The sequence below is a fragment of the Janthinobacterium goodfellowi genome (assembly GCF_051380695.1).
Classification (GTDB): domain Bacteria; phylum Pseudomonadota; class Gammaproteobacteria; order Burkholderiales; family Burkholderiaceae_D; genus Janthinobacterium.
The window spans coordinates 1614344-1639155 of sequence record NZ_JBNYXN010000001.1 but is presented as its reverse complement, the minus strand read 5'-3'; the positions used below and the strand labels follow the sequence as shown (position 1 = coordinate 1639155).

24 protein-coding genes and 1 tRNA gene are annotated in these 24812 nt (G+C 60.0%); 13 read left to right on the top strand and 12 right to left on the bottom strand.

Annotation, left to right across the window (positions count from 1 at the left end; genetic code table 11):
* Positions 1 to 1194 (top strand): MFS transporter, encoded by a 1194-nt coding sequence (locus ACQ4WQ_RS07360; RefSeq protein ID WP_436495753.1) that lies wholly within the window; start codon positions 1 to 3, stop codon positions 1192 to 1194.
* A 183-nt stretch (positions 1195 to 1377) separates the two neighbouring features.
* On the opposite strand, the gene ACQ4WQ_RS07355 is transcribed toward ACQ4WQ_RS07360, so the two are convergent.
* Positions 1378 to 2400, bottom strand: a complete 1023-nt coding sequence (locus tag ACQ4WQ_RS07355) for a GlxA family transcriptional regulator (protein WP_436495751.1) — start codon at positions 2398 to 2400, stop codon at positions 1378 to 1380.
* A 56-nt stretch (positions 2401 to 2456) separates the two neighbouring features.
* Here ACQ4WQ_RS07355 and ACQ4WQ_RS07350 point away from each other — a divergent pair, with 56 nt between their 5' ends.
* The 3 genes from ACQ4WQ_RS07350 to ACQ4WQ_RS07340 all read left to right on the top strand — a co-directional run bounded on the left by ACQ4WQ_RS07350 (position 2457) and on the right by ACQ4WQ_RS07340 (position 4502).
* Complete coding sequence (locus tag ACQ4WQ_RS07350; protein WP_436495749.1) at positions 2457 to 2915, top strand: tautomerase family protein; 459 nt, start codon at positions 2457 to 2459, stop codon at positions 2913 to 2915.
* Between the two features lie 126 nt (positions 2916 to 3041).
* The gene (locus ACQ4WQ_RS07345) at positions 3042 to 3599 is read left to right on the top strand and encodes an NADPH-dependent FMN reductase (RefSeq protein WP_436495747.1); all 558 of its coding nucleotides are present in this window, start codon (positions 3042 to 3044) and stop codon (positions 3597 to 3599) included.
* A gap of 114 nt (positions 3600 to 3713) precedes the next feature.
* Positions 3714 to 4502: an alpha/beta hydrolase family protein gene (locus ACQ4WQ_RS07340; RefSeq protein WP_436495745.1), complete on the top strand. Its 789-nt coding sequence runs from the start codon at positions 3714 to 3716 to the stop codon at positions 4500 to 4502.
* Positions 4503 to 4655: 153 nt separating this feature from the next.
* On the opposite strand, the gene ACQ4WQ_RS07335 is transcribed toward ACQ4WQ_RS07340, so the two are convergent.
* Complete coding sequence (locus tag ACQ4WQ_RS07335; RefSeq protein ID WP_436495743.1) at positions 4656 to 5573, bottom strand: LysR family transcriptional regulator; 918 nt, start codon at positions 5571 to 5573, stop codon at positions 4656 to 4658.
* Here ACQ4WQ_RS07335 and ACQ4WQ_RS07330 point away from each other — a divergent pair.
* The 5 genes from ACQ4WQ_RS07330 to ACQ4WQ_RS07310 all read left to right on the top strand — a co-directional run bounded on the left by ACQ4WQ_RS07330 (position 5572) and on the right by ACQ4WQ_RS07310 (position 9292).
* Positions 5572 to 6189: a tautomerase family protein gene (locus ACQ4WQ_RS07330; protein ID WP_436495741.1), complete on the top strand. Its 618-nt coding sequence runs from the start codon at positions 5572 to 5574 to the stop codon at positions 6187 to 6189. The genes ACQ4WQ_RS07335 and ACQ4WQ_RS07330 overlap by 2 nt on opposite strands.
* Positions 6186 to 6497: a hypothetical protein gene (locus ACQ4WQ_RS07325; protein ID WP_436495739.1), complete on the top strand. Its 312-nt coding sequence runs from the start codon at positions 6186 to 6188 to the stop codon at positions 6495 to 6497. Before ACQ4WQ_RS07330 ends, ACQ4WQ_RS07325 begins: the two co-directional genes overlap by 4 nt.
* Before the next feature lie 238 nt (positions 6498 to 6735).
* On the top strand, positions 6736 to 7218 hold the full coding sequence (locus tag ACQ4WQ_RS07320; protein ID WP_436495737.1) for a substrate-binding domain-containing protein: 483 nt from the start codon (positions 6736 to 6738) through the stop codon (positions 7216 to 7218).
* Positions 7219 to 8000: 782 nt separating this feature from the next.
* Positions 8001 to 8744 (top strand): SDR family NAD(P)-dependent oxidoreductase, encoded by a 744-nt coding sequence (locus tag ACQ4WQ_RS07315; protein WP_436495735.1) that lies wholly within the window; start codon positions 8001 to 8003, stop codon positions 8742 to 8744.
* Positions 8745 to 8842: 98 nt separating this feature from the next.
* Positions 8843 to 9292 carry a GNAT family N-acetyltransferase gene (locus ACQ4WQ_RS07310; RefSeq protein ID WP_436495733.1) on the top strand — a complete coding sequence of 150 codons (450 nt, stop codon included), beginning with the start codon at positions 8843 to 8845 and terminating at the stop codon, positions 9290 to 9292.
* A 756-nt stretch (positions 9293 to 10048) separates the two neighbouring features.
* Here the strand turns inward: ACQ4WQ_RS07310 and ACQ4WQ_RS07305 are convergent.
* The 4 genes from ACQ4WQ_RS07305 to ACQ4WQ_RS07290 form a co-directional block, all read right to left on the bottom strand.
* Positions 10049 to 10123 (bottom strand) — tRNA-Val (locus ACQ4WQ_RS07305).
* An 81-nt stretch (positions 10124 to 10204) separates the two neighbouring features.
* Positions 10205 to 10921: a DNA polymerase III subunit epsilon gene (gene dnaQ / locus ACQ4WQ_RS07300; RefSeq protein ID WP_326458522.1), complete on the bottom strand. Its 717-nt coding sequence runs from the start codon at positions 10919 to 10921 to the stop codon at positions 10205 to 10207.
* Between the two features lie 87 nt (positions 10922 to 11008).
* Positions 11009 to 11446: a ribonuclease HI gene (gene rnhA / locus ACQ4WQ_RS07295; protein ID WP_326458523.1), complete on the bottom strand. Its 438-nt coding sequence runs from the start codon at positions 11444 to 11446 to the stop codon at positions 11009 to 11011.
* Positions 11439 to 12215 carry a class I SAM-dependent methyltransferase gene (locus ACQ4WQ_RS07290; RefSeq protein WP_326458524.1) on the bottom strand — a complete coding sequence of 259 codons (777 nt, stop codon included), beginning with the start codon at positions 12213 to 12215 and terminating at the stop codon, positions 11439 to 11441. Before ACQ4WQ_RS07290 ends, rnhA begins: the two co-directional genes overlap by 8 nt.
* 19 nt (positions 12216 to 12234) lie before the next feature.
* Between ACQ4WQ_RS07290 and gloB the strand changes: the two genes are divergently transcribed.
* The gene (gene gloB, locus ACQ4WQ_RS07285; protein WP_326458525.1) at positions 12235 to 13044 is read left to right on the top strand and encodes a hydroxyacylglutathione hydrolase; all 810 of its coding nucleotides are present in this window, start codon (positions 12235 to 12237) and stop codon (positions 13042 to 13044) included.
* Between the two features lie 80 nt (positions 13045 to 13124).
* Here the strand turns inward: gloB and aceB are convergent, their stop codons facing one another.
* Positions 13125 to 14723 carry a malate synthase A gene (gene aceB / locus ACQ4WQ_RS07280; RefSeq protein ID WP_436495730.1) on the bottom strand — a complete coding sequence of 533 codons (1599 nt, stop codon included), beginning with the start codon at positions 14721 to 14723 and terminating at the stop codon, positions 13125 to 13127.
* A 216-nt stretch (positions 14724 to 14939) separates the two neighbouring features.
* On the opposite strand from aceB, the gene ACQ4WQ_RS07275 reads away from it, so the two are divergent.
* Entirely contained in the window at positions 14940 to 15851 is a 912-nt protein-coding gene (locus ACQ4WQ_RS07275; protein WP_436495728.1) for a LysR family transcriptional regulator, read from the top strand.
* A 302-nt stretch (positions 15852 to 16153) separates the two neighbouring features.
* Here the strand turns inward: ACQ4WQ_RS07275 and ACQ4WQ_RS07270 are convergent, their stop codons facing one another.
* The 4 genes from ACQ4WQ_RS07270 to ACQ4WQ_RS07255 form a co-directional block, all read right to left on the bottom strand.
* Positions 16154 to 16357 (bottom strand): cold-shock protein, encoded by a 204-nt coding sequence (locus ACQ4WQ_RS07270; RefSeq protein ID WP_010398811.1) that lies wholly within the window; start codon positions 16355 to 16357, stop codon positions 16154 to 16156.
* Positions 16358 to 16655: 298 nt separating this feature from the next.
* On the bottom strand, positions 16656 to 17018 hold the full coding sequence (locus tag ACQ4WQ_RS07265) for an Hpt domain-containing protein (RefSeq protein ID WP_326458528.1): 363 nt from the start codon (positions 17016 to 17018) through the stop codon (positions 16656 to 16658).
* Positions 17019 to 17039: 21 nt separating this feature from the next.
* A complete protein-coding gene (upp, locus tag ACQ4WQ_RS07260; RefSeq protein ID WP_326458529.1) occupies positions 17040 to 17690 on the bottom strand; it encodes a uracil phosphoribosyltransferase in 651 nt (216 codons plus the stop codon).
* 146 nt (positions 17691 to 17836) lie between these two features.
* Positions 17837 to 19519, bottom strand: coding sequence for an isovaleryl-CoA dehydrogenase (locus ACQ4WQ_RS07255; RefSeq protein WP_436495725.1), 1683 nt, complete (start codon positions 19517 to 19519; stop codon positions 17837 to 17839).
* A gap of 397 nt (positions 19520 to 19916) precedes the next feature.
* Between ACQ4WQ_RS07255 and ACQ4WQ_RS07250 the strand changes: the two genes are divergently transcribed.
* Both ACQ4WQ_RS07250 and ACQ4WQ_RS07245 read left to right on the top strand, forming a co-directional pair.
* Positions 19917 to 21656 (top strand): putative bifunctional diguanylate cyclase/phosphodiesterase, encoded by a 1740-nt coding sequence (locus tag ACQ4WQ_RS07250; protein ID WP_436495723.1) that lies wholly within the window; start codon positions 19917 to 19919, stop codon positions 21654 to 21656.
* Positions 21653 to 23149, top strand: a complete 1497-nt coding sequence (locus ACQ4WQ_RS07245; RefSeq protein WP_326458532.1) for an HDOD domain-containing protein — start codon at positions 21653 to 21655, stop codon at positions 23147 to 23149. Before ACQ4WQ_RS07250 ends, ACQ4WQ_RS07245 begins: the two co-directional genes overlap by 4 nt.
* A 207-nt stretch (positions 23150 to 23356) precedes the next feature.
* On the opposite strand, the gene aroC is transcribed toward ACQ4WQ_RS07245, so the two are convergent.
* Positions 23357 to 24451: a chorismate synthase gene (gene aroC, locus ACQ4WQ_RS07240; protein WP_436495721.1), complete on the bottom strand. Its 1095-nt coding sequence runs from the start codon at positions 24449 to 24451 to the stop codon at positions 23357 to 23359.
* Positions 24452 to 24812: the final 361 nt, after the last annotated feature.

Sequence of the window (24812 nt, the reverse complement as noted above, 5' to 3'; positions counted from 1 at the left end):
ATGAACGAGCGCATGCCTTTCGTCATCTATGTGTTCGCACTCTGTGCGTTTGCTCTGGGTTTCACCGAGTTCGTCACCATCGGCCTGCTGTCCACCATTTCCGCTGACCTGCATGCCAGCGTCAGCCAGGTCGGCACGGCGGTCACGGCCTATGCACTTGGCGCGGTGATCGGTGCGCCGGGTCTGACGGCACTGGCCACACGCTGGCCGCGCAAGAGATTATTGTTGCTTGCAATGGCGCTGTTTACGCTGGGCAACATGGTGGTCAGCCAATCCGATGCACTAACGCCCATGTTGATCGCTCGCTTTGCGTCAGGACTGGGGCATGGCGTGTTCCTCGCCGTGGCCTCCAGCGTTGCCACGCAACTGGCGGGCCGGCAGCGTTCCGGCGCGGCGATTGCGGTGGTATTCGGTGGCCTGACCCTGGCTCTGGCGCTGGGCGTTCCGCTCGGCACCTACCTGGGCAGCACGTTGAGCTGGCAGGTCGTCTTCATGGCCGTGGCGGCGAGTGGCACTATCGGATTCATCGGCTTGCTAGCCCTGATGCCGACGGATCGCGACGATGGCTCAGTGCAGGCCAACGCGATGGATGGCCTCAACGCCATGTTCAATCCCCGCCTGCTGGCCGGGGCTGGCATCACGGTGCTGGCCTATGCAGGGTCTTTCACGCTCTACACCTACATCTCGCCGGTCCTGCTGCAAGTCACACGGATCAGCGAAAGCAACAGCAGCCTGCTGATGCTGGGTTACGGCGTGATGGCTGCGATCGGCAACGTGTGGGGCGGACGCTTGGCCGACCGCAAGGGCGCGGACTTTGCTGTGATGATTGTGTTGACAGGCCTGACCGCGGTACTGCTGCTGGTATGGTTTTCGGCGTCATCGCTGCCGTTGATGGTACTTCTGACAGGCCTGCTTGGTGCACTGACCTATGCAGCGGTGCCTGCTTTGCAAGCACGGGTAATCGGGCTGTCACACGTCCACGCGCCACAAGCGCCGGCAGTCGCGGCTGGCCTAAATATCGCAGGCTTCAATGGCGGCATCGCGCTGGGTTCGCTGCTGGGAGGCGCCAGCCTGGAAGCGATGGGCCTGACGAGTACGGCTTGGGTCGGCGCTATTGCGGTAGGTCTCGGTATCGTCTGGATGCTTTGGCAGATGCGAAAGGCATCCACGTATCGCGTCGAATTGTCGGGATAACCTCGCAGCCTGTCGCCTTTGTGAAGTCTTCTGTCCGCATTACGGCCGGAGATGTAACCTTAGCGCGCTACATCCGGCAGGTTGTGAAGAGAACGTTGCCAAGTCTGCTTTGAGGTTGGGTATTCCGGTAGCCTGACTGCGGTGCGCAGATTGCCCCGCTGCCGCTCTGAGTTGCTTGGCTCGTTACATTGGGGGCGAAACTGCCGGCCGAAATTGCCGCGGCGTCACTCCTGTCACTTTGCGCATCAGGCGCCGGAGTGCGCTCGTATCGACATAGCCCACGCGTTCAGCCACCTGCTCGACCGTCAACTTGCTCGTTTCGAGCAGCATGCGTGCCTTGTTGAGCCGTACGCTCTGCAGTAAGGCCGACGTACTGCGCCCCGTGGCGGCTCGTACGTGCCGAGAGAGCGTGCGTTCGGACATGCAAAATTCCGCCGCCAACGCTGAAACCCCGGGTGGATCAGGCAAGGCGGACTCGAAACGCGACACCAGCTTCGCGATCAATTCGTTGCCATTGGCGAGCATGGCGGGAACGATGAATTGTGCCTGGGATTGCCTGCCATCGATCAACAACGCGCGCGATACGGCGTCGGCGAGCGCCGGACTGAACTGGGTACTCAACAGGTGCAGCATCAAATCGGTCTGCGCGAGCGCCGCTCCGGCGGTCACGAGCGCTCCATCGCGTATCACCATGCGGTCGGCATCGACCACGCAGCCCGGCTCCAGCTGCTGCAATAGCGGCGCCAGCCACCATGACGTGGTGACCCGTCGCCCAGCCAGAAGGCCGGCGGACTGCAGCAGAAAAACGGCCGAGCATGACGCCGCCACGCTCCCCCCTGCTTGCGCATGCGCTTGCAAGGCCTGCACGGCGCGCAGCGCGTCGGGCTGCGCCAGGCGCTCCTTGATGGCGCGCGGACTCTCCATGCCGAGGCCGGGCACGACCCAGGTAGTACCATCCGGGCGGGCGGTTTTCGGCAGAATTTGGACGTCGATGCTCATGCCGTGCTTAAGCTGGACACTGCCCTGCATGGCAACCACGCGCCAACGCGGCGTGGCGCAAGCGACCGTTGCAGCCAGCGACGCCGCAGCCGATAAAATATCCAGGGTCAACGCGACACTCGACGCAAAAGCGCCTGGCAGGACAAGAACCGTGAAATCATGCATTGGCTGAAAAAGCTCGAAATATGTCAAAACAGACACTGTCATTCTGCATCAATCGAGGTTGTAATACAAGCTCCGATTCATACACAGAAAAGCTGACCATGCCTAACATTCTCGTCAAGATACCGAAAGATGCATTTCCAACCGAACATCGCGCCGCCTTGGTAAAAAAGCTGAACGACGCCGCCGCCGCCGCGGAGCAAATTCCCGACGACCCGCGGAAGCGGTCGATGTGCTGGGTGATCATCGACGAAGTGGAGCCAGGATCTTGGACCTGCGGCGCAAGCGACATGAGCGCAAAGCTACTGCCCTGCCTTGCCGTGATCTACGTTCCGGCTGGCGTCCTGGACGGTGCGTCCCAGGCCATGTACGTCGACCTGGTGCACACGGCCTTCAAGCAGTCTCTGCCAGAGACCGAGCAACGGCCGTTGGCGACGTCCGTCATCCTGCATCATGTGGCCGATGGCAGCTGGGGTGCCAACGGCGCCATCTGGCGGCTTCCCGACTTCGCGCAGGCTGCAGGCTTCGCGCATCTTCAAGCATTGCTTCCCCGCGCCTGACGCAGTCAACGCGTGCCGCCTTGACTGCGCCGGCACCATCCCGACGGCAGCTAGCTGCCACAGCGCGTGCCGGCTGTATGCCGGACATGCCATACTACCCACCCGATCGATCACGGTTCACTCAACATGCGTTTACTTTCCTTGTCCGGCAGCTTGCGCGCTGCATCGTCCAACACGCAGACACTCATCGCGGCTGCCCTGCTGGCGCCGCCAGGCGTCGTCATCGAACACTACGATGCGATTGGCGAGCTGCCTCACTTTACTCCAGACCTCGATGCCAACCTCCCCCAGAGCATCGTTGACTTGCGCAGCCGCGTATGTCAGGCGGACGGCCTCCTGATTGCCTGCCCCGAATACGCGCGCGGCATACCCGGATCGTTCAAGAACATGCTCGATTGGCTGGTAGGCAGTCCGGATTTTCCGGGCAAGCCCGTCGCGCTGTTCAATACCTCGCCGAGAGCATCCGCGGCGCAAGCCGCCTTGAAGCTGGTCCTGGAAACGATGTCGGCAACGATCATCCACGATGCTTGCGCCACGCTCCACTTGCCGGGCAAGCAGGCAGACCCGCTTGCCATCGCACATGATCCCGTGAGCGGCGCAACACTGCGGCATGCGATTCAGGCACTCATAGAACATCTTCAGGTAGAGGCAGCGCCAATTTGTACTCCATGGGCAGAGCAATAATACGCCACGTCAATTTTTCACTTTTGATCATGGGTTTAGAGATCATACTGTCTGCATTAACGCGTCAACGTCGTTGATGTCAACTTCAGGTTCGATAGGCGGGGCAAAACAAGCATGGAAAAGACCGAACAGCGTTTCACGATGCAGACCGTCCAATATGGCGCGTCCGCCGACCAGCAAGCGGATCTGTACCTTCCCGCTACACCACGGCCGCCCGTTGTTTGCCTGCTGCACGGTGGGTTTTGGCGGATGCCTTATGGTCGTGATCAGATGACCGCCATCGCTAGCGACTTGGTAGCCCACGGCCTTGCCGTCTGGAATATGGAATACCGCCGGCTGGGTGCGCCTCAGGCCGGGTGGGCGGCAACAATGGACGATGTTGCCGCTGGCATCGACTACCTGGCGGACCTTTGTGTCGGAGGCGTTGACGTCGATCTTGACCGCGTCATCGTGATCGGCCACTCTGCCGGTGGCCATCTCGCATTGTGGGGTGCTGGGCGCAGTCACGCTCGAAACACCTCATTGCCAGGAGTTCATATACGGGCTGTCGTCGGATTGGCACCTGTTGCTGACCTTGCCGAGGCTTACGTCCGAAAGGTTGGAGGTGAAGCAGTGGTAGAACTGCTTGGTGGCCCTCCGGGACTGTATCCGGACCGACTTCGTGCAGCATCGCCGATGGAGATGCTCCCCTTGCGCGTCAGACAGCTCATTCTTCATGGCACTGCCGATGATGCGGTCCCCATCGAGCTTTCACGAGGCTACGCAAGGGCAGCAGAGGCAGCAGGTGACACTGTAGAGATCCTCGAATTGCCGGGTACGGGTCACATGGAATACCTTGATCCAGATAGCGATGCCCATGCGATCCTTCGTCGCTGGCTGTTGGCGTCCATGAGCGAGGCCTGATCGCGGGTAAGCGCTGTCGAACAACAGCTTTCAGCGGACGGCGTCCACGCCGCCACTGAACAGGAACGTTAGACCTCATCTACGGATTTTCCGCGACTCTAGATTTATCCCCTGCGCTCGGACGGGAATTGGGCGAACACCCCATACGCAAGTTTAACGTACATTACAAGCCGAATTCTGAGACGCGCCCTGCCTAAATTGCTCGGCTAGCAGTTCTGCCGCCTCGGCAGCGAAAGCTGTCTTGAAGACTTGAGGGACAAGCAAATTGAATTCGACGTCGGGCATTATCGGCAATTCTTTACGACCACGAAAAGTCGTTACGTTCGCCGGCACTGCCGAAGCATTGAGGCACGCCACGCCAAGCCCCGCTGATAGCGCCGATTGGAGTCCTCCGACTCCTGATGCGGAATGCGCAACGAAATGGGTCACACTACTATCCCTAAGCTTCGCAAGCATGTACCGCTGAAGCGAACAGGTGTCAGGCAGCGCAATCAATGGTAGCGGCTCGGGTTCTCGCAATGCAAACGAAGGCGCCGCGACCCATGCCAGGCGCTCACGTCGAATCGGAATACATTTATAAGGACTATCGCGCCTAGCCGAATCGATCATCGGTTGCCCGACAATCCGCATCGACAGACCGATATCAAATTCCCCAGAACCCGATTCCTGTTCGATCTGCACGCTCTTACGTACTGAAACATGCAACCGCAACGCTGGATATTGATCATGGAGCCGCTTTAAAATCGTCGCGAGCCCTGCTGGTTCAAAATAATCGGTGATTGCCAACCTAAGCTCACCGGCTAACGAGATGCCTTGCATGTCCAGGTAGGCGGCATCGCTTAGTGACAATATTCCGCGGGCATGACCGAGAAGGCGCTCCCCCACTGGGGTCAAGGTCGTACCATTTTTTCCGCGCAAGAAAAGTGTTAGCCCGCAGGATTCTTCGAGCTTGCGGATTTGTTCGCTCACTGCCGACTGTGAGCGGGACAAACGCACGGCAGCCGCGGATAGGCTCCCGGCTTCGGCAACCGTTGCCAAAGTGTGCAAAAGCTCGAGGTCAAAGCGGCGCATGTCTATCCATTTGTTTTATCGATGGATGCCATCATATCTTCCCGCTTTTCAGCTGGAAAGCTTTATTGCAAACTCAAGGTCCCTTCACAACAGCTTCGAGGTTGACATGCCAGGCATTATGCTCAGAGTATCAGGTCGTGAGAATCACGATCAAACCGAACGTTTCGCAAAAGAACTGACCAGCCTAACGTGCTCAGTGCTTGACAAGGAGCCAAGCCAGACGATGGTGATGATCCAGTACTTTCCTCACGAACATTGGTTTATTGGCCGGCGTTCATTGGCAGAACTGGGCAAAAATTCATTCCGGCTTGAAGTGACGATTACTGACGAAACCAACACAAAATCGCAGAAGGCCGTGTTCCATCGAGCTGCATTCGAGCTGTTGTCACGGATGATAGGAAACATTCACCCGCATTCCAATGTGCACATCATCGATTGCCGGGCCACTGCCTATGGGTATGGCGGCGTGACGCAAGAGTATCGGCATCAGCGTGCGATGATCGCTAGTGTCCGCGCCGATGCCAACGCCGGCGCCTTTCATGGCGCAGATAGCAACGCGAATGTCGATAGCGTCACAATGAGCGAAGCAGTTGCCGATCGGAGCGTTCAGCGATGATCACCGTACTCGTATCGTTTAACCTTGCGCCTGGTACGACTCGTGTCCGCGCACTCGACATGTACCGCAAGAGCGCGAACAAATGGGCAAAAAATGTTGATCTTATCGAGAAGTATTATTACTTTGATCAGAAAAGCCTACTGGGTGGCGGCGTCTTCATTTGGAAGAGTTTCGAGGCAGCGCATCGGTGGCATGGACCTGATTACGTGGCGATGGTCGAGTCGGTGTATGGCAATCCGCCACTGATCCAGATACTTGACACACTCATTCACATCGAGCCGGACACCAAGCAAATTGTCGATTTTTGAGACTGAAGCGAACACGCGGCCAACTGTCGCCATCAAAAGAGTGGTGTGCTTGAACTTAGATTTGAAGGCCCGCTTTCGGGGCGGACTGTGTCAGAACGCGCTCCCGATATCAAAGAGAGTTTTTCTGAAGCGTGAATACTTCATCAGGCGCGCCCGGGAGATCAAGGCTCTGCGTTGCCATAGTTGGCCGCATACAGTAGCGCCTTTGCTGGGTTTGTCTTCAACACGCTAAGAGAGAGTGTCGCACCTGCGGCAGTCGCCTCGGCGACACGGCGCTGCCGAGATCAGTCAGCGCCACACCGGCTATCTGCAGGCCCACCACGCGCGCGGGCTGGTCCCCGCCGCCGACCTGACCCTGGCGGCCAACCAGTCGCGCGAATCGGTGGTCGCCGTGATCGCCGAGCGCTATCCCCGCGACGGCGGGTTCGACGGGATCTTCGCATCCACCGACCCGATGGCGATGAACGCGATCGGCGCGCTGGCGGCGCTCGGCAAAAAAGTGCCGGACGACGTGCGCGTCATCGGCTACGACGACATCATCACCGCCTCCAATTTTCAGCCTCCACTTAGCTCCGTGCGCACGCCGATGATCGACGCAGGCAAAGCGCTGGTCGACAGTTTGCTCGCGCAATTGTCGGGTGCGCCGCCGCGGCAGCGGCAGCTTGCATCGTCGCTGGTGGTAAGGGAGAGCAGCGGCACTGGTCCCCCCGCTGCAAGGTAACCGTTCGCGGCCGCTTGCATCACGATTTTCCCGCAGCTTCGCTTGGGTTTCTATCGCATTGGCGACGCGGCCGCTGCCTCGGGTAGTCACGTCTTACCATCCATCGATGCCACCTGAGCTTAGGGTACCGGAGCAGTCCAAGGAACTGATTTACCGCCGTGTGGGGAAACTACTGGATCGACTGCTACTGGAGGTGTGCACTGAAAAGGCGCGAGCCACCATCCGGAATGAAGGAACTTCAGGCTTGGCTGCGGCGTTACATGCTTTTTGAACATCCGGAACCATAGAACTCAATCAGAGCAAGGAAACCACCTCTGCGTTCGGGGAAGTCTGACGTTATGCGGACGGGAAGAAAATCTCAGGCACCCTGCAGGGAAAGTAGCTGCTCGCCAGCCACGATGATGGCCGATGCCGGCCAGAAGCAGACGTACAGAAAGTGAATCTATGGGAATAACTGAAATCGATGTGCTACGAGCGCTAGAGTCTGACGGCTCCGTATGGACTGAGTATTTCGTGCTGAACTCGCTAGTGATAGCGCGAAGAAACGCAAAAGGAGCGCTGATGGCAAGGCTCATCGACGACAACGAACTCTACGCCGCTACAAAAGCTTTTCTCGTCTCACGTGGGCACGCGGTCGCAAAGGCTGAGGACTTGCCGCCAGCTGGAGTAGTCGCGATGGTCTAGACTTCTTTCGGCCAAATGCAGGCCTTCACAAAAGTGAGCAGAACGCCCATCAAGATGTTGTACACTTTCCTAAAAACTATTAAACGCTATAGGCTTATATGATGACTCAGGTTCCCGTTGCACTTGTTACCGGCTCGACTTCGGGCATCGGTGTGGCAATTGCCCGCAGGCTTGCGAGTGAAGGATATTCAATCGTATTGCATTCGCGCAATTCGGTAGAGGCCGGACAGCTACTAGCACTCGAACTCGGATCGGCAATTTATGTGCAAGCTGATTTGGCCGATGATGATGACAGAGTGCGACTGATCCGCGAGGCGATTGGGGCATGGGGGCGGCTGGATGTTCTGGTTAATAACGCAGGGATCTGCCGTGTTATTCCGCACGCAGATTTGGATGCCGCGACGCCCGATGTGTGGCATGAACTCTACGAAGTGAACGTGGTTGCTCCTTTCCGTTTGATAGCTGAGGCTGAAGCAGCATTGCGTGATTCGAAACGCCACGGTCGTCCCGGCTGCATAGTCAACATCAGCTCACATGCTGGCGTCCGCCCGAAGGGCGCATCGATTCCATATTCAGCCACGAAGGCGGCCTTAAATCATATGACACGGCTACTCGCTGTTTCACTTGCGCCCGACATCCGAGTAAATGCCGTCGCCCCCGGTTTGGTCGATACACCACTTACCGCAGATTGGACTCAGGCGCAGCAACTTTGGAAGGATCGCTCGCCGATGCGACGAGCTGCTAGCCCAGCGGACATTGCGCAAGCCGTTGCGATGTTGGTTGCATCGGACTATCTCACTGGTGAAATCCTGCTATCAGATGGTGGATTGAATCTTACGTAGTGTGCTCGTTAGGAGTGCTCCGCCGTGTCAAGTTTAATTATTAGTCCGCTTTTAAGACGACAACAATCGGCTAGAAGAGGAAGTACAGTTCTTGAAAAATGCTGTTTGAACCTATACCCACAATGAACATTCGTAAAGCTGCAACCGACGACCTGGAACGTATCGTCGAGCTATTGGCACAACTAGGATATGCAAACGAAGTCGAGCAAGTCGAAAGATACTTACATGAACTACGTCAAAGTTCGTCGGGCGAGGTATTTGTAGCGCAGGATGGCGGAAATGTTGTCGGAGTTGCGGTAGTGCATACCATAAAGCCGTTACATGTTCGAGGCACCTGGGGTCTCCTATCCGCTTTGGTAGTGGACGACGAACGCAGGAGTTCAGGCGTCGGAGCAAGCCTATTAATTGCTGCGGAAGCGTTTGCGTTGCAGCATGGTTGTTCACAGCTTGAATTGTCCAGCAGCAGTGCTCGTACCCGAGCGCATCTGTTTTATGAGCGTAACGGCTACCAAGAAAAACGCCTGCGTTTCGTTAAAATCTTGGTATAGCCTGCAATGGCCGCTTTGGGGCCAGGCTATGTGAAAACGCAGAAAAATTCTGGTCCTTCAAAAAAATCGGCCTCTCAAAACGCACGCAACGCCGTTTTCTCGGTGCTGGGAATGGTAATCCTAGCCACGAATATTTTAAGATTTGGAGTTTTCACACAGCCTGGGGCGATAGCGGTCGGCATCGGAGGTCTGGAGAGTCGTGCAGATTGTGTCAAACTTTATTGTTAGCCCACAGCAATCAAACTCGTCCGCATCCAAATCAACGTCATGCGCGCTTTCAACCTGATCCGATATGAATTGCACTGGGCCGCTCTCGTACGTTCTTGCGGCAAGTTGCCAGCCCTGCTGCAACGACTGCGTCAATCCGTTTAGCCGAGATCGCCAATGAAGAACGGTCTGATTGACATTTGGGATCGGGCCGTGCAGGTATTGCATCAACGTTTCGGTGTTCGAGTCTTGAAACGAAACTTTCGCTGAACGGCATTAGCCCAGAATGGTAATTTTTCAGGTGTTTTTTGCGGCACGGGGGATTCGCACTTTGCTGCCATTGAATCGAAGTCCGGTACCTAGAGGTAACATGCAGAGCGCTCGATGCCTGGCTGAAAAGTATCACTCTATGGACTTATGCAATAGACGCATTGTCCGTTGTCCGGCCTCGTCCAGGCAGGTCCGAAGCGGATTTTTCATACTTTTTTCATACCAAACAAAAAAGGCCTACACTAGATTAGTGTAAGCCTTTGATATCAAACGAATTCTTGGTGGGAAGTGCAAGTTTCGAACTTGCGACCCCTGCAGTGTGAATGCAGTGCTCTACCCCTGAGCTAACCTCCCGAAGCGAGGCGAATTATCGCATAGGTGTTGCGGCATCCGCAAGGGCTGGCAAGAGGAAATTTGCCGTGCCCCGCTTTTTTCTCAGGCGGCCGCTGGCGGCGACGTGACGGCAGTCCAGATGCACTGGCCTTTGGCGGCCTTGTCGAGGCCGGCGATGGTGGCTGCGTGGGCGGCGAGCTCGTCGGCCGTAGCGCTCTGGAAGATGACTTCGGCCAAGGGCACGATTTCCAGCACGGCGCCGTCGGCGGCCACTTCCACTTCTTCTTCCATGCTCAGGCTGTTTTGCCCGCGCGTCATGGCCAGGTAGACGTCGGCCAGCAATTCGGAGTCGAGCAGCGCGCCGTGCAGCTTGCGGTGGGCGTTCGAGACGCCGTAGCGGTCGCACAGGGCATCGAGCGAGTTGCGCTTGCCCGGATGCATTTCCTTCGCCTGCACCAGGGTATCGATCACGCCGGCGACTTGTTCGTGCACGGGCGGCAGGTTCAGGCGCTTGAATTCCGCGTTGAGGAAGCCGATATCGAAGGGGGCGTTGTGGATAATCAGTTCGGCGCCGGCGATGTAGGCGCGGAATTCGTCGGCGATTTCCGCGAATTTCGGCTTGTCGCTGAGAAATTCCGTCGTCAATCCGTGGACGGCCAGCGCGCCCTCTTCCGAATCGCGCTCGGGATTGATGTAATGGTGGAAATTATTCCCCGTCAACATGCGGTTGTTCAGTTCGACCGCCCCGATCTCCAGGATGCGGTCGCCCGTGCGCGGGTTCAGGCCGGTGGTTTCAGTATCGAGAACAATTTGACGCATGGCGGATTCATTCGTAAAAGCAAAAAGCGAAGGGCACAGTATAGCAAACCTGTGCCCTGCGATGACAACTGGCGACGTTGGTGGTGCTTACGCGCGCACGGTTTCCACGCCCAGGTTGGCTAGCTGATCGGCCCGCTCATTGCCCGGATGGCCATTATGGCCCCGTACCCAGCGCCATTCCACTTCATGCACGGCCTGGGCCGTGTCGAGGGCCTGCCACAGGTCGACGTTTTTTACGGGTGCCTTGGCCGCCGTTTTCCAGCCACGTGCCTTCCAGCCGTGGATCCATTCGCTGATGCCCTTCTGGACGTACTGGCTATCGGTATACATCACCACCTGGCAGGGACGTTTGAGCGCCGTCAAGGCCTCGATCACGGCCTTCAATTCCATGCGGTTATTTGTCGTATTCAGTTCCCCGCCGTAAATTTCTTTCTTGGCGCCATCGGCCACCATCAGCGCGCCCCAGCCACCCGTGCCGGGATTGCCCTTGCATGCGCCATCGGCGTAAATTTCTACCTTATCCATCTTGCTGTTCCCGCCTTTTATTCGTGACCGGTGCGCCTGCGGGCGCCGTCGCCGGTTTCTTGGTCCACGCCGGACCGATCAAACGCATCCCTTTGACGCGCTTGATCGCCTGCACTATATACACTGCGCCCAGATATGGCCACCAGCGCGCCCCCGCCTTGTCCATGAAGGCGTTGCGGCGCAGCCATTTTTCTGTCCTGCAGGCAGGTGCGTAGCAGCCGAAGTGGCTTTGGCTGACGCCCATGTTCAGCAATTTTAACCAGTCTTTCATGCGCGGCATAGAGATCAGCTCGCCTGCCTGCGGCAGATAGTGGCGTCCCGTGATCCGCCCCAGGCCCTGGCGCATGCCCCACAGGCTGGCCGGGTTGAAGCCGCAGACGATCACGCGCCCCTCGGGGATCAGCACGCGCTCGACTTCGCGCAAGACCTGGTGCGGCTCGGCGGCAAATTCAAGCACGTGCGGCAAGACCACGAGGTCCAGGCTTTGCGAGTCGAACGGCAACTCGTCGAAGGCCGACACCAGGGTCAAACGGCTCTCTTGCGGTGGACGCGTCGGCAGGCGCGAATCGAGCAGCCATTTGTTCGGCATGCGGTTGGCCGCCAGCGCATCGAGCTGCGGCAAGCCGATTTGCACGGCGTTGTAACCGAAGATGTCGACGGTCAGGCTGTCGAGGCATTGCTGTTCCCAGGCGCGCACGTAGAGACCGGCCGGGGTCTGCAACCAGCCGTCAAGCGCTATAATGGATTTTTCGGATGCCACACTGTCCATTCAGTTTTCTCTTTTGCTCATGACACACTCCCCTGAACACGCTTTATCGGTACTTGCCGTGCCCGCCTTCGCCGACAATTACCTGTGGCTGATCCATGACGGCCGCCACGCCGCCGTGGTCGACCCCGGCGATGCGATGGCCATCCTCGATGCGCTGCAAGCCCATCAGTTGACCTTGTCCGCCATTTTACTCACGCATCACCACGCCGACCACACAGGTGGCGTACCTGAATTGTTGCAGCATTTCGCCGTGCCCGTCTTCGGCCCGCGCAATGAGGCTATCACAGCCATCACGGAACCGCTTGCCGAAGGCGATGTCGCCTATGTGGCCGAGCTGGGCCTGCAGATGACCGTCATCGACGTGCCCGGCCATACCAAGGGCCATATCGCCTATGTGCGCCAGCGCGACGAGCGCAGCGGCGCACCATGGCTGTTTTCCGGCGATACCCTGTTTGCCGGCGGCTGCGGCCGCCTGTTCGAAGGCACGCCGGGCCAGATGGCCGATTCGCTGGGCAAGCTGGCCGCCCTGCCCGACGATACCGAGGTATTTTGCGCGCATGAGTACACCTTGTCCAATCTGCGCTTCGCCAACGCCGTCGAGCCGGGCAACGTGGCCTTGCAGGAACGCATCGCCATCGACACGGAAAAGCGCCAGCAGGGTTTGTCGACCGTGCCGTCGACCATTGCCCTTGAGAAAGCCACGAACCCCTTCCTGCGCTACCGCGAACCGGCAATTTTGACGAGCCTGAAGGTCGAGGGCAAACTGGCCAGCGACGCTTCGCCCGTGGAGGCATTTGCGGCCTTGCGGATGTGGAAGAATAATTTTTAAACGCATCCCTTTGCAATAAAAAATCCCGGCAGATGCTGATGGCATCGCCGGGATTTTTTTATGCTGTTATTTGATCAGGATCAGATTTCTTCATACAGCGGCAAGGTCAGGAATTCGGCGAACGATTCCGACGTCGACATTTCCTCGAAGATTTGGCCGGCGCGCACATAGGTCGGGCCGTTGCCGCCTGGCGCATCGCGCTGCACCTTGGCCAGCTCTTCCGGAATCATGGCGCGTACCATGTCTGCCGTCACCTTGCGGCCATCTTCCAGCACGCCCTTGCTGGAGCGTATCCACTGCCATACTTGCGAGCGGCTGATCTCGGCCGTGGCCGCATCTTCCATCAGGTTGTGGATGGGTACGCAACCATTGCCGGCCAGCCAGCTGCCCAGGTAGTGGATGCCCACGTTGATGTTGTAACGCAAGCCCGCTTCCGTGATCGGCGCTTCCGGCTGGAAGTTCAGCAAGTCCGATGCCTTGACGTCGATGTCGGGACGCTGCTTGTCGATCTGATTCGGCTTGTCGCCCAACACTTTGGTGAACTCGCCCATGGCCAGCTCGACCAAGCCCGGATGGGCAACCCAGCCGCCGTCATAGCCGTCGGTGGCATCGCGCGCCTTGTCGTTGCGCACGCCGCCCATGGCGATGTCGTTCTTTTCCGGATCGTTCTTGATCGGGATCAAGGCTGCCATGCCGCCGATCGCTGGCGCGCCGCGTTTGTGGCAGGTTTTCAGCAGCAGCAAGGCGTAGGCGCGCATGAAGGGCGCCGTCATCGTGACTTTGGCGCGGTCGGCCAGGCAGAAATCCTTGTCCAGCTTGAATTTCTTGATGCACGAGAAGATGTAATCCCAGCGGCCCGCGTTCAGGCCCGAGCTGTGCTCCTTCAGTTCATACAGGATTTCATCCATTTCAAACGCGGCAAGGATGGTTTCGATCAGCACGGTCGCCTTGATCGTGCCTTGTGGCAAGCCCAGCTCGTTTTGCGTCATGACGAAGATGTCGTTCCACAGGCGCGCTTCCAGGTGCGATTCCATCTTCGGCAGATAGAAATACGGGCCGGCGCCGCGCGCCAGCTGTTCCTTGGCGTTATGGAACATGAACAGGGCGAAATCGAAAATGCCGCCGGAAATGCGCTTGCCGTCGACCAGCACGTGCTTTTCATCGAGGTGCCAGCCGCGCGGACGCACGACCAGGGTGGCAATCTTGTCGTTCAGCTTGTACGACTTGCCATTTTGCTCCAGCGAAATCGTCTTGCGGACGGCGTCGAACATATTGATCTGGCCCGTGATCTGGTTATCCCAGTTCGGCGTGTTCGAATCCTCGAAGTCCGTCATGTAGCTGTCCGCGCCCGAGTTGAAGGCGTTGATGACCATCTTGCGCTCGACGGGACCCGTGATTTCCACGCGGCGGCATTCCAGCGCCTTCGGGATCGGTGCGATCTTCCAGTCGCCATCGCGGATGTGTGCGGTTTCTGGCAGGAAATCAGGACGCTCGCCCGCGTCGAGGCGCTTGGCCCGCTCCACGCGCACGGCCAGCAATTGCTGGCGGCGCGGTTCGAATGCACGCGTCAGCTTGGCCACCAGCGCCAGCGCTGCCGGCGTCAAAATCTGTTCGTAGCCGGGGGCGATGTCACCCGTGATTTGCATGCCTTCGGGAAGTGCGATCGTGTTTTGCGTCATGAAGTTCTCCGGTTTTTAATAAATATAAGCAAAAGTAATCTGATGATCCAAGTATAAGCCGAACGACTGCGCGGGCAAGCTGGACAGAGGCGCAAAAACACTCTGCCGGGCGGCGCGTTTGTTCTATAGTATTGCACTATAAGGCATGGAAACGAGATTAAAAATCACTTCATCTATGCGTTTTTATCACAAGTAACAAGATAGCGAGCACAGCATATGGGCCAGTTCAGACAAATATCGACCTTCGTGGAAGTGGTCGCCAGGGGCAGCCTGTCGGCCGCCGCGCGCGCGGAAGGCATCGCGCCGGCCATGATAGGCCGGCGCCTCGATGCGCTGGAGCAGCGCCTGGGCGTGAAACTGTTGCAGCGGACGACGCGCAAGCTGGCGCTGACGAACGAAGGCGCCGCCTTCCTCGAGGATTGCCAGCGCATCCTCGGTGAGCTGGAAGAGGCGGAAGCGGCGGTGGCCGTGCGCAGCGTAAAGGCCAGCGGCCATCTGCTCATTTCCGCGCCGGCCGGCTTCGGACGCCAGCACGTGGCGCCCTTGATTCCCTCTTTCGTGGCCGAGCACCGCGACGTGACGGTCTCGCTGAACCTGAACGACCGCCTCGTCGACCTGATCGGCGAAGGCATCGACGTGGCCATCCGCATCGCCAGCCTGTCCGATTCCTCGCTCGTGAGCACCAAGCTGGCCGACAACCAGCGCGTGCTGGTCGGCTCGCCCGCCTATCTGAAACGGGCCGGCACGCCGCGCATCCCGGCCGACCTGGCCAAGCACAATTGCCTGGCCATCAGCAGCGAGGGCAGCCAGCGGGGCTGGACCTTCCGCGAAAACGGCAAGAATGTAATTCTAAAGGTCGCGGGGAATATGGTGTGCAACGACGGCGAAGTGCTGCACGACTGGGCCCTGGCCGGCAAGGGCCTGGCGTGGCGCTCGATGTGGGAAGTGGGTGCGGAGATCGAATCGGGCCAATTGGTGACGGTACTGGACCAGTTCGCCGCGCCGGGCAATGATATTTATGCCGTGTTCGCCCAGCGCCGCCATCTGCCGCTGCGCATACGGGCGTTCGTGGATTTTTTACGGCATGCGTATTCCCAACCCGACTACTGGCGCGAGAGAGCAATCTAGTCACCGCCGGCCGCACTGGTAGAGCGTAGCTTGACGCAGGTCGGCGCAGGCCGGTGTAGGTCGGCGTAGGTCGGCGTAGGTCGGCTTAGGTCGGCTTAGCGCAGCGTAAGCCGACACCAGCCCATACATTTTGCCAACACCGCCCTTGTCGGCTTACGCGCAAGCGCCAAGCCGACCTGCACGGCGACGCAAGCATGCCAAACAGAGCACGCAGCCCACGCAAAACACCTACCTCACGGAAATTCAGGCGAAAAAAAATCCTCGGAGACCGAGGATTTCTTTATTTCGTTTGATCCAGCGTATTAGATTGGCTGAATGTTCGAAGCTTGCTTGCCTTTAGGGCCAGCGGTCACTTCAAAAGAAACGCGTTGGTTCTCTTGCAGGGACTTGAAGCCGTTCGACTGGATAGCCGAGAAGTGAGCGAACAGATCTTCGCCGCCTTCGTCAGGGGTAATAAAGCCGAAACCCTTCGAATCATTGAACCATTTTACGATGCCAGTTGCCATTACAATTTCCTATTTCAGTTAAGTTGGGCTTGCGCCCGTTATATCGTTTGAAGCAAGAAAGAAATGACAGACAAACTGCACTACTACCTCGAATCCAACGATGCCCAATTATACCAACAAAACTGAGAAAAACCATTCTTTCGCAAAATAAACTTACGAACACTACTTTAATAGCCAAATCCCCGTCTTGCGGCGCCCTGTACCAGCGGCATGGACACACTATATCCTAATCTGCGACGCTGGTGCTTTGCGTTGCATCAAATGAATCATTGCAACCACATCTCTGTAGCGCTGTCGCTCACGCGGTGAAATGGGTGGCGCCCGCATCGCGCGCCGCCCAATGCAAGAGCACTTCCACTTGCGTCCGCACCGCGGGCCATTCCGCCGCCACTTGCGCGGGAGCATTGAGCATGGCGCGCACCAGTTGTTCGATGCGCCGGCATTCCTGCCCCAGCGCGGCAAAGCCGAAGGTGGCGGCCGAGCCGGCCACCGCGTGCAGCGCGCGGTGCAGCTCCGTCAACGGTTCCAAACGGGGGCCTTCGCTGTCGCAGCGGCCGCTTGCCTGCGCGATCGCTTGCATCAGGGCCGGCACGCCAGCCGCATATTTTTCGTTCAGGGCACGCAAACGCGCGCGGAAATCGGGGTCGATCAAGGTTGCCATCGCAATACTCGCCTGAATGGCTTACTTGGTGCCGAAGATGCGGTCGCCGGCATCGCCCAGGCCCGGCACGATGTAGGCGTGGTCATCCAGGTGCGAATCGAGCGAGGCGCAGAACATCTTGACGTTCGGATGCGCGTTCTGGAACACGGTCACGCCTTCCGGTGCAGCCACCAGCGCCAGGAAGATGATCTGCTCGTCCGTCACGCCCCGCTTCTTCAGCACGTCGACGGCGTACACGGCCGAATTGCCGGTCGCTACCATCGGATCGCACAGGATGAAGGTGCGCTCGTTCAGGTCGGGCAGGCGCACCAGGTATTCCACCGGCATGTGGGTGGCGGGATCGCGGTACACGCCGATGTGGCCGACCCTGGCCGATGGCACCAGGTTCAGCAAGCCATCGCTCATGCCGATGCCGGCGCGCAGGATGGGCACGATGGCCAGTTTCTTGCCAGCAATGACTGGCGCGTCAATCGTCACCAGCGGCGTCCTGATTTCGCGCGTCGTCAGCGGCAGGTCGCGCGTGATTTCATAGCCCATCAGCAAAGTGATTTCCTTGAGCAATTCGCGGAAGGTGCGCGTCGACGTGTCGTGCTCGCGCATGTGGCTCAGTTTGTGCTGGATCAACGGGTGATCGGTAATGAACAAATTCGGGAAGCGTGGATCTTGTTTCATATTGTTTTTCTTTCTCTACTCTCTGGCGCGGCGGCAGGCATGCACCGCAAGCGCGCTGTGTGTCGATAAAATCATGGATTGCAGCATTATCCCAGCCCGCAGCCCGCCTGTGGACGGAATTTTCGAAATAATCGGTTTTATTGAAATCAATACTCGCGCAGCGCGCGCGCCAGGATGGCCGCACAATCGGTGCCGGCCGGCAAGCGGCCATACGCCCCACCCGGCGCCTGTACCAGCCGCGACTGCAGGAAGGCTTGCGCGACGAACGGCGGCGCGTGGCGCAGCAGCAAGGCCGCCTGCACGGCCAGCACGATGCGTTCGGACAATTGCCTGGCGCCAAACTCGTCTGTCTGCGGCCCGTCCAGGTCGGCCAGCAGGCGCGCGCGGTAGCCGGCAAAAATGGCATCGCCATCGCCGGCCAGCGCCAGCTCGGCCGCCAGGGCGTCGCGCGCGGCCGGCGACTTGCCGAAGGCGCGCAAGACGTCGAGGCACATGACGTTGCCCGAGCCTTCCCAGATCGAGTTGACGGGCAACTCGCGGTACAGGCGCGCCAGCGGCGCCTCTTCCACGTAGCCCGTGCCGCCCAGCACTTCCATCGCCTCGAAGCCGAAGCCGGGCCCCCGCTTGCAGATCCAGTACTTGCCGGCCGGCGTGAGCACGCGCGCCAGCATCGCCTGCTGCGCATCGTTTTTTTCATCGAAGCAGCGGGCCAGGCGCAGGGCGAACGCCGTGGCGGCCTCGGATTCGAGCGCCAGGTCGGCCAGCACGTTCTGCATCAGCGGCTGCTCGACGAGCGGCTTGCCGAACACAGCCCGCTGGCGCGCATGGTGCAGCGCCTGCGTCAGGGCGGCGCGCATGATGCCGGCGCTGCCCAGCACGCAATCGAGGCGCGTGTGGCTAGCCATTTCCAGGATGGTGGGAATGCCGCGCCCCGGCTGCCCCACGAGCCAGCCGTAGGCATTGGCAAATTCCACTTCCGACGAGGCATTCGAGCGGTTGCCCAGTTTATCTTTCAGTCGCTGCACGCGGATGGCGTTGCGGCTGCCGTCGGGCAGGTAGCGGGGCAGGAAAAAGCACGACAGTCCGCCCTCGTCCGCCTGCGCCAGGATCAGGTGCGCGTCGCACTGCGGCGCCGAGAAAAACCATTTATGGCCGACGATGCGCCAGGCGCCGCCGGCCTCTTCGCCGAACATAGCCCGCGCCTCATCCTGCGGCACGGGGGTCGCGCGCGTGGTATTGCTGCGCACATCGGAGCCGCCCTGCTTTTCCGTCATGCCCATGCCGACCAGGGCGCCGCGTTTCTGTTCCACCGGCAAGGAGCGGGGATCGTACTCGCGCGCGAGGATCTTCGGCAGCCAGCGCTCGGCGATTTGCGGCAGATCAAGGGCCTGGCGCAAGGCCGGCACCGAGGCATACGTCATCGTCACGGGACACTGCGTGCCGTTTTCCACCTGCCCTACTAATAGATAAGCGGCCGCGCGCGCCACCTGGGCACCTGGGCCGGGCGACGCCCAGGGCGACGCGTGCGCGCCCGCGCCCACGAGGATGGTCATCAGTTCATGCCAGGCCGGATGGAACAGCACTTCGTCGATGCGCCGGCCGGCCCGGTCGAACTGCTGCAGTTCGGGCGTGTGGATATTGGCCAGGCGCGCCAGCGCATACGTCTCGGCCCGGCCCAGTCTTTCGCCCAGCGCGTCGAGCTCCTGCAGCGCCGCGCCGCCGCCCTCGCGCAGCAGCGCTTCGATCAGCGCCGGGTCGCAGGCGAACAGGTTGACGTTTTCAAACGGCGTGGCCTGGTTGAAAACTTCATGCGTGTCAAAAGCATTCATGGGGGTCTCCCGCGATTTGTTATCATGGCGCCCTTGCCTGCCGCGGGCGCGCCGTCAACACCGTCTGCCAGCCAGACTAGCGTAAAGCGCATGGCGGGGCAAGCGCGCCAGTGGAAGCAAGTGCAGATAAATGTTTCCACGTGGAATGAAAATACCTGTGTGTGTCGCGTAGCATGATTTTTTTCATGGAAGGCAGGAATATTTACAAAACCTGAAGCAATGTTGCTCTATTTCATGTAATCGAATGCTTTTCAATGATACATTTCGTGTGGATCGCGTTCCGATAGCCGCCCTTCCGGCCCCTATGGCGCGCGTCACGCACGACGCACTCTTTCCGTTGGCGCCCTGCCCTGCAGCGAGCGCCGGCACTGATAACAAAAAGGTAAAAGCCAGCACGATGTTTTCCAGTACCCCATCCGCCGCCCACCGCGAGGCCCGCCACGAGTTGGACAACCTCATGGAAGAGGCAGGCGACGTCGTGTTCCGGCTCGATATGGACGGCCTGATCCTGTTCGCCAGCAAGCGCGCGGCCACGCTGTTTGGCGCGCCGTCGGGCCTGTCCGGCCATTTGCTGCTGCCGCTGGCCGCCGAAGCGTCGCGCGCGGCGCTGCAGGCGGCGCTGGAAGACGCCCTGGAAGAACCGGGCCGCCTGGAAGTGCGCCTGCAAACGCCGGACCAGGAAATCTGGTTCGAGCTGCGCCTGTCTTCTTATATGAACGCGGCCGGCGTGGCCGAATTGCTGGTGGTCGGGCGCGACACGTCGGCACAGCACAATACGGAAGAACGCCTGCGCCACATGGCCACGCACGATGCGCTGACCGGCCTGCCGAACCGCCTGCTGCTGTCGGACCGCATCCGCATGGTGATCGCCCAGGCCGCCCGTTCGGGCCAGGGTTTTTCGGTCGCCACCATCGGCCTCGACGGCTTTAAAAAGGTCAACGATGGCCTGGGCCACCCCGTCGGCGACGCCGTGCTGCGCCTGGCCGCGGCGCGCCTGCGCAAGACCCTGCGCGACAGCGACACCCTGGCGCGCGTGGGCGGCGATGAATTCGTCGCCGTGCTGCCCGGCAGCGCCACCGACGCGCAGATCAAGCTGGTGACGGGCCGCCTGCTGGCCACCCTGCAGGCGCCGTTCGAAGTCGATGGCCACACGATCTACGTGGGGGCGTCCGTCGGCGTTTCGATCTATCCGCTGCATGCGGAAGATGAAGTGCGCCTGGTGGCGCTGGCCGATGCGGCCATGTCGCGCGCCAAGGAAACGGGCAAGGCCCGCTGCCTGGTCTACAGCCCGCGCCTGAACGGCCCTTCGGAACACGATATCTCGCTGGAAGCGGCCATGTTCCACGCCGTGCGCGAAGGCGAATTCCTGCTGTTTTACCAGCCCATCGTCGATGCGCACACGCGGCAGATCCAGGGTTTCGAAACCCTGATGCGCTGGAAGCACCCGACCCTGGGCCTGGTGCCGCCCGTGCGTTTCATCCCGATCGCCGAAGCCAATGGCCTGATCAACCTGCTCGGCGCCTGGGCGCTGAAGGCGGCCTGCGTGCAGCTCAAGCAGTTCCAGGAAGTGGCCAGGCGGCCGCTGTACATCTCCGTCAACATCAGCCCGCGCCAGTTCCGCAACGACAAATTCCTCGACGTGCTCGATGACGCCATCGCCTTTTCCGGACTCTCGGGCGAACACCTGGTGCTGGAAATTACGGAAGGCACGCTGATGATCGACCCCGTGCATGCGGAAACCATCCTCGTCAAGATGACGGAGCGCCGCGCGCGCATCGCCATCGACGATTTCGGCACCGGCTACTCGTCGCTCGCGTATCTGAAGCGCTTCCCCATTTCCGTGCTGAAGATCGACCGCACCTTCATCAAGGACTTGCCCGAGTCGAGCAAGGATGCGGCCATCTGCAACACCATTCTCGACCTGGCCAAGCATTTGAATTTGTCCGTCGTGGCCGAGGGCGTGGAAACCGAGGAGCAGATGCACTTCATGGAGTCGCGCGGCTGCCAGTACGTGCAAGGCTACCTGACGGGAAAACCGATGCCGGCCCATGCCGCGCTATCGGCTTTGAGCGAGAAAACCTATGCGGCGCTGGTGCCCACGCCGTCTGCCAATGAGTTGCGCGGAGGTGTGCAATGAATCCAGGTCATTTCACGGTGCCGACACAGCTCGGCAAAAACACTCTGGAACTGCTGTGGGCCCGCACGCGACAGCAAGGCGACATGCCCGGCTTCGCGAAAGCCATCAGCGCCATCCTGGGCGCCATGCGCGGCGAGGACGACCACGAATTCGACATCACGCAAACGGTGCTGTCCGACCCTGTCCTCACGCACAAGGTGCTGCGGCTGGCCAACAGCGGCATGTATTCGGCCTTCGGCCAGCGCGTCAACACGGTCTCGAAGGCCGTGCTGGTGCTGGGCATCGATGCCATCGGCCATCTGGCGCTGGGCCTGAAACTGATCGAGGAACTGTCGCAGGCGTCGCCCGATTCCGTCAGCGCCCACGTGGAAATGGAAAAGGCCGTGCTGGCGGGGATGGTGGCGCAGCAGGTGGCCACCAGCGCCGGCAGCCTGCAGGCGGAGCAAGCCGTCGTCTGCTCGATGCTGCACACGCTGGGCCGCATGATGGTGACGTTCTACATGACGGACTTCTGGGCGCGCATGCAAGCGCATGCGGGTCCGGGCAACGAGGCGGCCGCCGCGCGCGAAATCCTCGGCCTGTCGCTGCCGGAAGTGGGCTATGCCACGGCCGCCCACTGGGGCTTGCCGCAGCACCTGATCAACGGCATGCGTCCGATGGACCCGTCACCCGACAACGCGCCCGTCAGCGGCGCCGACTGGATGGCGGGATTGTCGACGATGGCGGCGCGCTGCGCCGACTCGCTGTGGCATGACGATGCGGCCGGCGCGGCGCAGGTGCATGCGCTGATCGACGACTATGCTGGCACCCTGGGCATCACGGCGACGGATCTGGTGGTGGCCGTGGACAAGGCCAAGGCGATGGCGGCGGCCGACCTGTCGATCGCACCGCTGTCGAAACCGGCCGAACGGCGCGCGCGCCAGCTGGCCTCGACACGCATGCGCGCCGAGGGCAACCGCGTGCTGATCAGCGGCCTGGCCGACCTGCGCGGCGCCATCGGCAGCGCCAGCCCTGGCCAGATGGTCTCGATGGCGCTCGAAACGCTGCACCAGGGCTTTGATTTTTCGCGCTCGGTGGCGTTCGTGCGCAACCACAGGGATCATTTGTATTCGGCGCGCATCTGCATGGGCGATGGCATGGCCGACCTGCAGGACCTGATGGTGTTTGGCGACGCGTATGAACCGAACGTGTTCCACGCGGCCCTCAACAGCGACCGCGTGATCTTCATCGACAATGCGCGCGACCCGAAATTCGCCGCCAAGCTGCCGCAATGGTGGAAAGCGACCCTGTCGGAAGCGCGCAGCTTCGTCGTGCTGCCCCTGTCGGCCAACGGCCACCCCACGGGATTTTTGTATGGCGACTGGGACGACAGTTTCCCGCCAATCCAATTGAATCAGACGGAATTCAACCTGATCAACGATATCCGGGCGTTATTGGTGCAGTCGGTGGAGATGCGGCACCAGTTGGAGCTGGTGGCGAACAAGGTAGCATGAGAACACCTGACCAAACCTACTGCGCGTCGGTATAGGCGGCCTGCGATGCTCACCGTACCAGAGTACGGTTGCGCTTCTCAGCCACCTCTCCCTTCCGCTCGCTACGGTTTTGTCAGGTGTCGCAAGCGTCGTTGTTAAACGAGAAAACGACCATCCAGGTCGTAGGTCGGATCAGGGCCGCAGGCCCGTAATCCGACAAACTTCAGCTTACTTCAGCTTCGGCGTATTCACCGACACATCGCCGCACTGCGCGCGGTGCATCAGGGCGTGGTCGATCAGTACCAGCGCCAGCATGGCTTCGGCGATCGGCGTGGCGCGGATGCCCACGCACGGGTCGTGGCGGCCGAACGTTTCCACCATCACGGGATTGCCCTCTTTATCGATCGAACGGCGCGGCGTGCGGATCGACGAGGTCGGTTTGATGGCGATCGACACGCTGATATCCTGCCCCGTCGAAATGCCGCCCAGTACGCCACCGGCGTTATTGCCGATAAAGCCTTCCGGCGTCAGTTCGTCGCCGTGCTCGGAACCTTTTTGCGCCACCGAATCGAAGCCGGCGCCGATTTCCACGCCCTTGACGGCATTGACGCCCATCATGGCGTAGGCGATGTCGGCGTCGAGCTTGTCGTAGATGGGCTGGCCCAGGCCGACGGGCACGTTTTGCGCGATCACGTCGATGCGCGCGCCGATGGAATCGCCGTCGCGGCGCAACTGGTCCATGGCCGCTTCCATGCGCGCGATCAGGTCCGCGTCTGCGCTGGCGGCAAAGAACGGGTTCGCATGCACGTGCTCCCACGACTGGAACGGCACGGGAATGTCGCCCAGCTGGCTCATGCAACCCTTGAACGTGGTGCCGTACTGCTGCAGCAGCCATTTCTTGGCGATCGCCGCCGCGCCCACGACGGGCGCCGTCAGGCGCGCCGAGGAACGCCCGCCGCCGCGCGGATCGCGCACGCCGTATTTATGCCAGTAGGTATAGTCGGCATGGCCGGGGCGGAAGCTTTCCGCGATGTTGCCGTAATCCTTGCTGCGCTGGTCTTCATTGCGGATCAGCAGCGCGATAGGCGTACCCGTCGTCACGCCCTGGTACACGCCCGAAAGAATCTCGACCGTATCGGATTCCTGGCGCTGCGTCACGTGGCGCGAGGTGCCCGGCTTGCGGCGGTCCAGCTCGGGCTGGATATCGGCTTCCGACAGGATCAGGCCCGGCGGGCAGCCATCGATCACGCAGCCGATGGCCGGACCGTGCGATTCGCCGAAAGTGGTAACAGTAAACAGCTTGCCAAAAGAATTACCGGACATAGTAGGAAGTGTGAGGACTGGAAAACTCAATTCTACCAGCCTGCGGGGCATGCCATGCCGCTAATGCCGCGGCCAGGCCCGATATCGCCCCACTCATCTCGCCATTTTAAAATCCCGCGTATTTTTTCATATAAAAAATACCAAATAAGAGTCGCAATCATGCAATACAAGAAATATTGCTCTACAGAATAGACTTAAAAAAACATTTTCCTTATTAAATAGCTATATACTTGGATCAAAGCGCGCCACACAATGCAGGTTCAAGGCTGCGCCAAGAGCACGTCACAAATGCCCAGGGCTAGGCGTCGTTGCCGAAGACAGTACGCAAGTACGGCGAGGCAACGCAACAACGCCATGGGCT